The organism is Streptomyces sp. NPDC003327 (assembly GCF_053589515.1).
In genome coordinates this window covers 53,464-64,785 of record NZ_JBSFSA010000039.1, presented here as the reverse complement: position 1 = coordinate 64,785, position 11,322 = coordinate 53,464, and the positions used below count along the sequence as shown (strand labels likewise).

Below are 11,322 nucleotides of genomic sequence, written 5' to 3'. Positions count from 1 at the left end.
CGGCTGGCTACGAGGGTGGGGGCGGGTGTGGTGGCCGGGCTGCATCAGATTGATGCAGCATGTAGCTTTGGCAGATGAGCAGGGCACCCCCGGGCAGGGGTGCCCTGCTTCCTTCTGGCCCGTGGATATTCTCTGGAATCAGGCCCGTATTCGGACCATAAACCCACACGCGCGGCGGTGGAGTTGCTCATTTTCCTGTGGGCCGATGTGACGCCCAGTCAGAAAATATCGCTTCGTGGAGGTGGTAGACAGTAGCTTCAATGATTCAAGTGCGGTATCTTATTCATGTCAGGGGTTAGCGGCCCCCGACACCACGGAAAGCACCAACGAAAGGAAACCCAAGAATGGGAACCGAGATTCAGGTCGCAACGCGCGATCCGAAGTCTTTCGTCGCGCCCGAGGTATGGGCAAAGGAAATCGCCCTCCTCATGCGTGACTACCCCTTCGACATCGTCATGGCCGAGCGCGTCTTCGGGCAGGCTGTTGCCTACCTGATCACGGCCATGGAAATGCGCGGACGGGGGCTCGGAATGGGACCGGGTGAGCTGGTGGACATCGGTGTCCACGTGTTCATCCTGGACACGAAGAACTACCGTGAGTTCTGCGCCAAGCACATGGAGGGCGGCTTCCTGGACCACATTCCGGAGGTGGAGCGCAAGGGTGACGGTTCCGTCTTCAGCACGGCCAAGATCATCGAAGCGAACGGCTTTCCGGTGGACTGGCCGCTGTGGGAGAAGGACGCGATGCAGTGCACGCCGTGCCGCCCGGGGGAGGACGGCCACTAGGTCTCACTCCGTAGCAACACCGTGAGCGCCCCCGGGCCGTCACCAAGAGTGACGGCCCGGGGGTCGGCGTGCTTGGCGGGGCGCTGCGCGCCCTGTGCCGCGCATCCCCTGACGCGCAGCGTCAGGGCAAGGTGTAGGGCGGTGCGCAGCGGCGCCCTACACCGCAGCGCGTGAGGGTGCGCAGCACCCGGCCGGGTAGGACGCGCAGCGGACTGCCCGGCACGCGGAAGGCGGGGACGGAGCGCAGCGAAGGCCCCGCCTGGCGAAGCGCAGCGGAGCCGCGCGGCGGCACAGGGCGCGCAGCGCCCCGCCAAGCACGCGGGCAACGAGGCGACGTCGCAGCGCCCTGGACGACTGCAGGTGCCCTGTATCGCGTGTCTCCGTGGGAGGCCGCGCCCGGGCAGTCTCCGCTTGTTTTCTTGGAGGACGGGGCTGCGGCGGTGAGGTGGCTGTGGCGGGGTGGTGGGTCCGGTGGGGCGCTGGCCGGGATCTCGGGCGTGGGGATGGTGGGGTCTGCCGTTCGGCCAGGGCCTCGCCGGACCCACCACCCCGCCACAGCCACCGGCGTTTGGCAGGTGCGCCGAGTGCTGTGGGTGTCTGGGTGGGCTGGCCAGCTGGTCTGTTCCTGTGGTTCTCGGGGTGAGTCACACCCGGTTCTGTCAGGGGGGTCGGGCAGGGTATGCGCTGGTCAGAGCATGTGACAGGTTGTCATGTGACGTCTTCTGTGACAGGTCATGTGACACGGTGCTGCGCCCGTTTGGTGCCGCTCTGAAAGCCAGGGCGGGGTGGCGTTCTGGGGAGGGTGTCTGGAGGGTTCGACTTCCGCCCGGCGCTGAGAGCGTTGGAAGTCGCCGGATGGGCGGTGTAACAGGCTCGGGGCCCCATGGGCTACGTGGCGCTCCTTCGCCGCACGCTACTTGCTTCGCTCGCGCCACCACTTGGTAGCTCCTACGGCAAGGGCGGTGAGTGCCGCGGTGAGCAGGCTGGCGGGGAGCTGGGTCAGCAGGCCCTCTACGACCGTGGTCAGCATCTTGTTGCGCATCGTTCCCCCTGGGTGAGTTGGGCTTGTCTCACCAGGTTCGAGGTGGCCGGCGGCGTGCTGACGTGAACGGACGGAGGTCTACAACTCATGACGCTGTCGCACGGGTTCGGACGCTGTACGTTGACCGTAGGACGCTGTCGGACACTTCTGGACACTTCGAGGACGCCCATGGCCAAGCTCACCGCTCCCGCGCTCGAACCGGGAGCGCGTTTGACGCTGAGCAACGAACTGCACGCCCTGCACCGGCAGGCGGGATGGCCTTCGGTGCGCGCCTTGGCGCGAGCGCTGGGGGCTGGGGTGTCCAGCTCGAGCCGGATCCATGACGTGTTCACCAAGCCTCGGCTGCCCGACTGGGGTGTAGTTGAGCTGATCGTGCATGAACTTGCATCTCGCGTGCCTGGGTTCGAGGCCGATACCGAGATTAAGCGTTTTCATCGTTTGTGGGATAACGCGGCTGCAGCTGGTGACGCAACGCTTAAACAAGATTCCATTAGCCAAAAGAGCGGCAGCCCTGAAACCGCGATAACTCCTCGCAAGAGGCTCTACCTCCACAGCTCACAGTTTCCAACCCTTAGCACCTTAACTGCCCCTTTGCATCCGATTGAACTGTTGAACAGGAAGGCAAAGAGTTCCCTTGCAGAAATGCCAGAGATGGCCAGGGTCTCCATGGCTGGCCAGTTGTACGCATCCCTCTGGTTCGATCGCTCATATCTTGCATATGATGTAGAGCGGATCGCCGGACGCCACGCGGAAATCCCCGATCAAATAAAGATTGACCTGTACAATTTTTGCTACAAGCTCTCTGGGGTGGGGAGGAGTAATAAGGCCAACCTGAAGGCTGCGGAGGGCTTCTCTTATCGGCTTGAGGCGTGCTTCGTCAAAGCAGCTTTGTCCGAATCCGACGCATCAATCCAGCGCGTCGATATCAGAGGCAATCAATAATTTCCGCACCGCAGGAATAATGGATGTCGCTTGATTAGCACATGCGCCTGTCGATGCGAGAAGCGCATTCCTTGATCATGAAAGATATGAGGGGTGGCGGCCGGTCCGCCGCTGATGTGGCGGAGGGGTTAGCGGCCCGCAGCCGGCCGCCACTGGCGTCCGGCCCCACGCGGCAACACCTGCCTTGGCCGTACGCCGGTTCGATCGTAGCGCTGGGGCGCCGTTCAGCGGGTCAGGGTGTAGGCCGTGTGCTGTGCGTCGAGTGCGTCTTGCTCCACCGTGGTCCATCCGTCGTGGAGCTCTTCGATCTCTTGCGGCGTGATCCCGGTTTCACGCCTTTGAGCGGGGAGGGTGTCTGCCAGGGGGGTCATGACGTAGAGCATGCCGCCGCTCGTGAGGTGGTTTCCTACGTTGTGCAGAAACTTTTGCTTGTTCTGGATGAATGCGTAGCTTAGGCGGCAGGTGATCAGGTCGAAGGGGGGAAGGTCCGCCCAGGGGTCGGTTTCCGCGTTTCGCTGCTCGAAGGTGATGCCGGGGGTGTCCGCGCTTCGGGCGGTGGCCAGGTCGATGGCGGCTTCGGCGTAGTCGATTGCGTGGACCGTGTAGTGGCGGGTGTGTAGGAACCGGGCGAATCCTCCTGTTCCGCATCCGACGTCGAGGGCACAGCGGTTCTGGCCCGGTCCTACGCGGTGGTCGAAGACGGTCTCTTCTTCGTCGAGCACGGGGCGGAAGTCCCGACCGGCGGCGTAGTGGGCGTCCCACCGGTCGACGGGTACAAGCGTGCGCATGGTTATGCCGCCTTCTGCGGGTTCTGCGCTGCATGGCGTGCGGCGCGGCGTACGGCGGGCGGATAGCCGAGTTGCTCGGCGGCCTGGTCGAAGGTGAGTTGCGGCCGGATGTGTCTGAGGGCGTTGATTCGTTCGGCGCGGAGCTGGGCGAGGACTCGCTGGGCGGTGGCCGGGGCGATGCCGAGTGCTTCGCGGACGGCGGTGATGGTGATGGCCGGCGTGGCATCGAGGAGGGCGGCCACCCGGATGGGGACCTCTCCGCGGGGGACGGCGTTGGTGCTGCCCTTGGGCCGGCCGGAGGCGGCGGATTTGCCGGGTCGGCTGTCGCGGAAGGCGTGCACGGCGGCGCGTGGCCAGTGCTCGACGCTGTGGACGTCGGTCTTGTACGGGGCGATGGCAGGGTCAGTGGCGTAGCTGTCCCAGGTTCGGGGTGTTACGCCGAGTTCGGCGGCGGCCTCGTTGCGGTCCAGGAGCATGGCTGGGTCATTGGCGGGCGGGAGGTCCGGGAGGGGTTCGCCGGCGAGGTAGGCGGCGGTCTGGCCGCCGTCCCACAGCAAGGTGCGGGCACCGGCGGAGCTGATGGGGGCAGGAAAACCGGGCTGGGTGTGAGGCTTTTTGTTGGCGAACGTGCCCTTGGCCATGCCCATGTCTGCGGCCAGCATCTCGCGGGTGCGTACGAGGTGCCTGCGGCTCGGGTGGATCATCGCGGGGTGCTCCTTCGGGGCGTATTCGGCAGAGGCACGTAGGCGGCGGCCGGTCGCGGTCGCCGACGGCGGAGCAGGCTTCACAAAAAGATACCGCATACATGTCATTGTCGTGTGCGATCCGCGGGCAGGCACGCCCGCGACAGCCCACCTTCCCCGCGGTGGGTGTGCGTCGGCAGCGGATCGGTCAACTCGCGACAGCCATGAGCGCCGCGCGTGCTAGGGGAAGTAGGGACTCCCGACCCCACCCCTACTGATAACCACACGGTGCCACGGCCGTATCCATTCGCGCATCAGGTCGTAATGCCCAGCGGGTGAATCCCTGGCCGGATGAAGCTCCGGGAGGAAGGTATGCAGACCGCCTCCCGGAGTTCGACATCACAGGCGCTTCGGCCGATTACGACTATGCGGCATTTTTGGCACTCTCAACACCTCTTGAAACCTCGCCCCGATAATCGGAAATATTGACATTTCCGTATTCTGTTCTACGGAACCCAATCTGAACGACCAAGAGCTGATGGGCTCTAGCCCACGGGATTTCAGGCAGCACTCGCGCCGCCGCATTGAGCCAGGGTTCAAGGTCTACAGGCTCTTCTACATAGCAGGCCTTCAGGAAAGCGATGGCCTGCTGGGGATCGACGGGCAGAGTGTCACCAGTGATGATGCGGCGAGTAGTACTTTTCGGGAGGGCCCAGGACCCAGATGCCCGCTCCATCTCTCCGGGCGTGGGGCAGCCGGCCCAGATGTGCTGGTGACGGAGGGCTCTGCTGAGGTCTGCTCTTGAGGAGATGAGGGTGGGGTCGGGCGCTTTGTGTACGTAGTACGGCGCTCGGGTCGCGCGACGGGCCCGGATCCACAGCTCCTTGCCGTGGTCCATGGAGTCACTGAAGCGCATCTTGAGGATCTCGTCGGCAGTGGCAGTGAGAATGATGAATGACCGGACTGTGTCCCAGGCAGGGACCGTGCTGCCGGAGGCAGCCCGTTCGAGCGTTGCTTTTGAAACTACACCCCTCCCTCCGGAGGGAAGAGTTGCCGCCATTTGCTGATAGGTGATCTCGGCCACGGCTTTGCGATGGCGTAGAAAGTCCGCGAGTTTTGCGCATGCCGGGGTCGTTCGGTCCACCAGCTTTTCGGGTCGCCCCATGATGCGCGTCTCAGCTTCCGGAGGTGAAGTAGGCACTCATGAAGCGGCTGATTCGGCCACTGTTCCGGCGTCCACCGGCTGCGGCCACGACGATGATCGTTGTGCCGATGCCGCCCGCGCCCGCGATGAGGAACAGGGCATCCTGGACAGTCATGCCGAGCTTGGTGAGGATCGCCGCGGTGGCGATGCACGCGACGATGACGAGCGCGTGCGGCATACCGAATCGGGCTGTGGCGCTCGAGGAGAGCTCGTCGCGGGTGACCGCGAGAGTGGTGTCGCTGCCGGCCGTCGTCGGCTCGGTGGCCGCGGCGCGTGCCGCGGCGGAGGGCTTGCTGCCCATGAGGGGTCCCCTAACTACCGTCCGGCGATCCGAGGATCGCCGGACGGTATGGCTTGGCTCCAACCGATGTCTTGGTCCTTCCGTGTGCTCAGCGGGAGTTGGCGCTCCCAGCACACAGAAAAAACCTGCTGCCTCACAGGATCCCAGCGACTAAGCCACGAATGACAGCCCGTCAAAACGTTGCCTCACCAACGCACCAAAGCATCGCCATAGAACACCGAGCACGACTCGCAGCTGGTTACGGCGGCCCGTACGGTGTGACGCAAAAGAAAAAACCACAGGTCAGGGCGTCGCGGAGGCCCCTAGCATGAACCGCCTACAACCAGCTCGACGTTCTAGGCCCCCCCAACAAGAGCATCATTCACGGAAAACTGCTGTTCAGAGACTTGCAAGGTATGCCGATGAGGGGAAAGTGACGCCGTGTTCCCCCGTGCCCGCTTCCGCTGAAGCCTCCGGCATCCACAGCGTCTCTGACCTGGGTTGATTCAATATCGCACCGCTTGCTTCAGCACAGTACTAAGCGGCCTAGGCCATCCTGAGAACCACGGATCCGGAACTGCGCAGATCCGGGACCGGCCCCTGATTGCTACTGGCTCCAACCGGCGCACAGGGATCCGGGTGGGTGTTGGCGCGCCCGCCCCCGCGTGAAGCCGATCGTCAGCCCTAGCGGCGCGACGTCGGCTTCACCTGCACACACGAGGAGGGCCATGCCGGACTACCGGCATGGCCCTCCTCGCGTTCCATAGCCCATGACCTGACCGAGGCAGCGGCCCCGGCCCAGACGGAAGGCCGTTACGGAGGCGTACAGACACCTCCTCGGCCTGTGTAACCCGACTCGCAGATAAGGACCCCTGGCAGGACTACAGCTCGAACTGGATCTGCTCGATGTCGGTCAGCTCCACGAGGAGGTCGTGGGCGCGGTGGCCGCCGTCGCGGAAGTAGACCTCGCCGAGCACGTCGGCGGTGGCCTGCCGGAGTTCTTGGTCGGTGGCGCCGGCGGCCTGGGCGTCGAGGAGGCGGGCGGCGTGGTGGGGCGGGAGGGCGAGGGTGAGGTGGCGCATGCGGGCGTCGTCGGTGGTGCCGGGAGCGGCGGTGAAGCCGAACCGGGCGCGTACGTCGACCATCAGGCCGTCCGTCGTCGCCGCGGCCTCACGAGCCCTCGCGCGGATCTGCGGCTGCCAGCGGCGCCGGACCTCGGAAGCCATCCGGTCCGCCAGGTCCGCCCGCGGGCGCTTGATCTGATCGCGGACGTACCGCTCGATGGTGCGCTGGGAGACACCGAGGAGAGCCGCAACATCCCGGGTGCTGCCCTTGTGCTGCCGGACGAGGTAGCGGACCTGGGCGCCAGCGGACTTCGGGATGGGCCGGGTGAACGCGCCCGCGAGCGCACCGTGCAGGGCAGCGTCGATGGTCATGCGTGGTCCTTCGGTGGATGGTCGGGGCCGCGTCGTCAGTCGGGATGATCTGGGTCTGAGGGCCCGCCACTCAGGCGGACCGCCACATGGCGATCTGAGGGCCGATCAGCAGGCTGGATTACCCATGTGACTCGGGAAGGGGTGACGCGCCCGGAGATCGCCACACAGGCGCCTTTGCGGGTCAGGCTTGAGCCATATCCACGAACCGGGAGTAGTGGCCCTGGAACGCGACGGTAATCGTGGCGGTAGGGCCGTTGCGGTGCTTGCCCACGATCAGGTCGGCCTCGCCGGCGCGGGGGCTCTCCTTCTCGTAGGCGTCCTCGCGGTGAATCAAGATCACCATGTCCGCGTCCTGCTCGATGGCTCCAGACTCGCGTAGATCCGACACCACCGGCTTCTTGTCGGTGCGCTGCTCGGGGCCGCGGTTGAGCTGGGCGACGACGACCACAGGTACGTCCAGTTCCTTAGCCATGAGCTTGAGCTGGCGGCTCATCTCCGAGACCTCGGTCTGGCGGTTCTCGCTGCGCCGACCGCCGTGCTGAAGCAGCTGGAGGTAGTCGACCACGACCAGGTGGAGACCGTGGCGCTGCTGGAGGCGGCGGGCCTGCGCCTTGATCTGCAAGACGGTCTGGCCGGGCTCGTCGACGATGTGGATCGGCGCGGCGTCGATCGCGGGGAGGCGGCGGCTGATGCGGTTCCAGTCGTCCTCGGTCAGGGTGCCGCTGCGCATATGGTGCAGGGCTACGCGCGCCTCGGCGGACAGGAGGCGCTCGTGGACCTCGTCCCCGCTCATCTCCAGCGTGAACAGGGCCGACACCTTGCCGTGCTTGACCGAGGCGGCGCGGACGAAGTCGACGGCAAGCGTGGACTTGCCCATGGCCGGCCGGGCAGCAACAACGATCATCTGCCCGCCGTGCAGACCGTTCGTCAGGTTGTCGAGGTCGGTGAATCCGGTCGGCACACCCTTCGTGATCTCGCCGCGGGCGCGGGCCTCCAGGCGGTCGAGGAGAGCGGCGGACCGATCGCCGGGACGGAAGCTTTCCGTTTCGCGGCGGACGGCAACGGCGGCGTTGAACTCGGCGCCGGCCGCGTCGGCGATGGCGTCGGCGTCGCCCTCACCGGCGTAGGCCATGTTCGCGATCTTCGTTCCGGCCTCGGCGAGGCGGCGCAGCTTCGCGGTACCGGCGACGATCTCGGCGTAGTACGAGGCGTTGGAGGCGGTGGGCACGGCCTGGACGAGGGTGTGCAGGTAGGACGCGCCGCCGACGCGGGTGATCTCACCGCGCTTGGTGAGCTCGGCCCCGACGGTGACCGGGTCGACCGGCTCGCCCCTGCCGAACATGTCGACGATGACGGCCTGGATGGTCTCGTGGGCGGGCTTGTAGAAGTCGACGGGGTTCAGGATCTCGACGACGTCGCCGATCGCGTCCTTCGACAGGAGCTGTCCGCCGAGCACGGACTGTTCGGCGTCGTGGTCGTTCGGCGGTGTCCGGTCGAATCGGGGCGTGTGGGGGGCGGGGGCCTGCTCGTCGTCGAACGGGTGGGGCTCGAAGGCGTCTACGGTGGTCACAAGGCACTCCAGACAGCTCAAGGCATGGATGGGTGTCCGCGGGCCGCCCCCGGCATGGGGCGGCCCGCATCACGTTGCGGGGTTAGAACCGCGGGTCGGCGAAGACGTCGCCGTCGGCCTCGGCCGGGAAAGCGCTGCCCAGGAGAGCGTTCGCCAGCTCCCGGTTCCTGTCCGCCTCGGCGTCCAGCTCGATGGCGCGGGCCTCGGCCTGCTGCTGGCGCATACGGGCCTCGCGGCGCTCCGGGTGCTTCACGCTGCGCTTCGGGGCTTGAGCGCGCCGCTGGATTTCGTCAACCCGTGCGCGGGCGGCGGCGATCTGATCACCGGTCAAGGGCACGGCCGGGGGGGCGGGTGCACCCTCGGCGTCCCCGGACCGGCACGGCAGGCATTCGGCGGCCCGCTTGTGCGGGTGCTGCGGGCATGCGTCATCCGCCGGGGCAGCAGCGGCAGGGGTGCCGGTAGCGGGGGCCTGGTAGGGCCGCAGGTTCTCGATCCGGCTTCGGACCACGGACGCCGGGTTCTTGACCGGGGCATTGTCCCGGGCCACGGACAGGGCTCGCAGCAGCTCCGGGCCCATCGTCCAGCCGTCGCAGTCAACCGCGTCCAGCACCAGCGGGGCGAGGCCAGCGCGCTGCTTCGAGTTCAGCGCCACATCGCCCGTGAGACCGCGCAGGAAGTCGGCAGCGGCGGCGAGCCGTTCCCGGGTGTGCTTTTGGGGCGCGTGCGCCTGGTCCTCCCCCTCCTTCGTCACGGTCTCAGCCGACCCGGCGGGACGCGTGTGGGGGTAGGGGGTGGTGTTACCACCACCAAGGGGGGGTGTGGGGGGGGAAACGTGCCATCCGGCAGATTCGACCGGATGGGTCTGACCTGCGGAAACGTCCTCCGGTCCATCCGGTAGATCCGACCGGATGGCGGCCCATCCGGCAGATTCGACCGGATGGGTCTGACCTGCGGAAAGAGTCGAATCTACCGGATGGATAGAACGCTTGTTCGGTCCATCCGGTAGATTCTGCCGCCTGGCCCTGACCTGCGGATTGTTGGCCGGGTTCCGGTACACCCGGAACAGCCACACCATCTGTCCCGTCTCCGGGTCATTGCCCTTCAGGCGCTCGATGTGGCCGGCCGAGATGAGGCGCCGCAGCGACTCGCGCAACGGCTTGTCACTGACCCCCTTCCACCCGTACGCCTTCAGCTCCTCGGCGAGCGCCACGACGCTGCACGGCAAGTTCGGGTCACGGATCAGAAGGTGGTAGAGGATTCCGAGATCCTGCGGCTGGAGCGAGGCCGGGGCGATCTGGTCGGTGCGGAAGACAACTTCTTCCGGCGGCTCGTAGGCGCGCTCGATGAACGACCTGCCGAAGGTGTCCGGCTCCTCGTGCGGCTCGCTCTGGCGCGGGATGCTCACCGGGAACCCCCGGCGGGGCGCTGATTCGAGTTGTGGCCGGCGGTTGCGCCGATCTTCGTCGTACGGGGGGACACGGGGTCTGACTCTCCGATCCTGCTGTGACAGAGCCGTCGCCCGAACGCTCACTAGTCGGGGGTGACCTCTTCCGGCCGTGCCCGTTACAGTGAATGTGCGGACGGCGGTCTAAGACCGCACAGCTGCTTGGTAGGGCCCTCCCGGGATCTTTGGCGAGACGATCGGGGGGGTCCTTCGCTATGTACGGCTCAGGACGGGTGTCCTGGGCCTTTGTCGTTATGCGGTGGCTTGCCGTTCCAGGTGGGCCCCACGCGGGGCCGTGGTGGCGACACCAGAGCATTCAACCCCCGGGTGGCCCATGGGGTCACTCCACGCCGCGCAGGATCAGCGCAGCGGCATAAGGTGCCGCAGGATGGTCGACCCGTTGGCGACCTTGACCGCTACCTCAACGATTCGCTCGTCCGCCAGGTAGACCGTGCGGACTTCCTGCGACACGGGAAGTGGACCGCCGGCCGTGATGCCCAACGTTTCCTTCTCGGCCTCAGTAGCGTGCCGGGACATGAACTCGTACAGAACGCGGTCCTGGGCGATGCCCAGCCTCTCGGCCGCAAGTTCGCGGGATGCTCCGGTGGAGACCGGCTGCGCGAGTTCAGGTGTGACCGCCATGACGTACGCGGGGTAGTAGCTGGTGCTCATGTGGACCGGCACACCGCCGCGGCTGACGACCCGGCGCCGCATGTGCACAGGCGTGCCTGGGGTGACGTCGAGGCGGGACGCGACCAGTTCGTCTGCACCGATGGTGCCGACTTCCAGAATGCGGGAACTCTCGCCGCCACCCAGGGCTGAGCCTGTGGTCGCGTGCAGCGCAACCCTGGCGCTGATGTTGTTGCTGATCGGGCCCGCGACCACTGTCCCAACGCCGGCCTTCGGCAGGGTCAGGCCCTCGGCCTTGAGCACACGAAATGCCCTGTTAACCGTGGTCTGCGCCACACCATAACGCTCGCTGACCTCTCGCATGGAGGGCATCGTGTCGCCCGGCTGTAGGACGCCGTCCTGAATCTGCTGGCGGAAGTGCGCGGCGATCTCGGCATATCCCTGGGCCATCTCAGTCCTCTCCTCTCGGATGACGCGTGCTGCTTCGACGTTGAGTGCAGCGCTACACGTAGAAGCCT

Annotated in this window: 10 protein-coding genes; 2 read left to right on the top strand and 8 right to left on the bottom strand. The window is 66.2% G+C overall.

Annotated elements, in window-relative coordinates; all coding sequences use genetic code 11:
- Positions 1-344 precede the first annotated feature (344 nt).
- Complete coding sequence (locus ACWDVG_RS24995; RefSeq protein ID WP_451702031.1) at positions 345-785, top strand: glycine-rich domain-containing protein; 441 nt, start codon at positions 345-347, stop codon at positions 783-785.
- A gap of 1,210 nt (positions 786-1,995) precedes the next feature.
- The gene (locus tag ACWDVG_RS24990) at positions 1,996-2,769 is read left to right on the top strand and encodes a hypothetical protein (RefSeq protein ID WP_451702029.1); all 774 of its coding nucleotides are present in this window, start codon (positions 1,996-1,998) and stop codon (positions 2,767-2,769) included.
- Between the two features lie 224 nt (positions 2,770-2,993).
- Here the strand turns inward: ACWDVG_RS24990 and ACWDVG_RS24985 are convergent, their stop codons facing one another.
- The 8 genes from ACWDVG_RS24985 to ACWDVG_RS24950 form a co-directional block, all read right to left on the bottom strand.
- Entirely contained in the window at positions 2,994-3,557 is a 564-nt protein-coding gene (locus ACWDVG_RS24985) for a class I SAM-dependent methyltransferase (RefSeq protein ID WP_451702027.1), read from the bottom strand.
- 2 nt (positions 3,558-3,559) lie between these two features.
- A complete protein-coding gene (locus ACWDVG_RS24980; protein ID WP_451702025.1) occupies positions 3,560-4,261 on the bottom strand; it encodes a hypothetical protein in 702 nt (233 codons plus the stop codon).
- A gap of 403 nt (positions 4,262-4,664) precedes the next feature.
- Positions 4,665-5,324 carry a hypothetical protein gene (locus ACWDVG_RS24975; protein ID WP_451702023.1) on the bottom strand — a complete coding sequence of 220 codons (660 nt, stop codon included), beginning with the start codon at positions 5,322-5,324 and terminating at the stop codon, positions 4,665-4,667.
- Between the two features lie 91 nt (positions 5,325-5,415).
- Positions 5,416-5,745, bottom strand: coding sequence for a hypothetical protein (locus ACWDVG_RS24970; RefSeq protein ID WP_451702021.1), 330 nt, complete (start codon positions 5,743-5,745; stop codon positions 5,416-5,418).
- An 860-nt stretch (positions 5,746-6,605) separates the two neighbouring features.
- Entirely contained in the window at positions 6,606-7,160 is a 555-nt protein-coding gene (tpg, locus tag ACWDVG_RS24965) for a telomere-protecting terminal protein Tpg (RefSeq protein WP_451702019.1), read from the bottom strand.
- A gap of 181 nt (positions 7,161-7,341) precedes the next feature.
- A complete protein-coding gene (dnaB, locus tag ACWDVG_RS24960; protein WP_451702017.1) occupies positions 7,342-8,730 on the bottom strand; it encodes a replicative DNA helicase in 1,389 nt (462 codons plus the stop codon).
- Between the two features lie 82 nt (positions 8,731-8,812).
- Positions 8,813-10,135, bottom strand: a complete 1,323-nt coding sequence (locus ACWDVG_RS24955; RefSeq protein WP_451702016.1) for a hypothetical protein — start codon at positions 10,133-10,135, stop codon at positions 8,813-8,815.
- 399 nt (positions 10,136-10,534) lie between these two features.
- The gene (locus ACWDVG_RS24950; protein ID WP_451702015.1) at positions 10,535-11,254 is read right to left on the bottom strand and encodes a GntR family transcriptional regulator; all 720 of its coding nucleotides are present in this window, start codon (positions 11,252-11,254) and stop codon (positions 10,535-10,537) included.
- Positions 11,255-11,322: the final 68 nt, after the last annotated feature.

Bases quoted from the DNA above. Each gene is read 5' to 3' on its own strand.
- ACWDVG_RS24995 (WP_451702031.1), top strand. From the start codon at position 345: ATGGGAACCGAGATTCAGGTCGCAACGCGCGATCCGAAGTCTTTCGTC.
- ACWDVG_RS24990 (WP_451702029.1), top strand. From the start codon at position 1,996: ATGGCCAAGCTCACCGCTCCCGCGCTCGAACCGGGAGCGCGTTTGACG.
- ACWDVG_RS24985 (WP_451702027.1), bottom strand. From the start codon at position 3,557: ATGCGCACGCTTGTACCCGTCGACCGGTGGGACGCCCACTACGCCGCC.
- ACWDVG_RS24980 (WP_451702025.1), bottom strand. From the start codon at position 4,261: ATGATCCACCCGAGCCGCAGGCACCTCGTACGCACCCGCGAGATGCTG.
- ACWDVG_RS24970 (WP_451702021.1), bottom strand. From the start codon at position 5,745: ATGGGCAGCAAGCCCTCCGCCGCGGCACGCGCCGCGGCCACCGAGCCG.
- tpg (WP_451702019.1), bottom strand. From the start codon at position 7,160: ATGACCATCGACGCTGCCCTGCACGGTGCGCTCGCGGGCGCGTTCACC.
- ACWDVG_RS24950 (WP_451702015.1), bottom strand. From the start codon at position 11,254: ATGGCCCAGGGATATGCCGAGATCGCCGCGCACTTCCGCCAGCAGATT.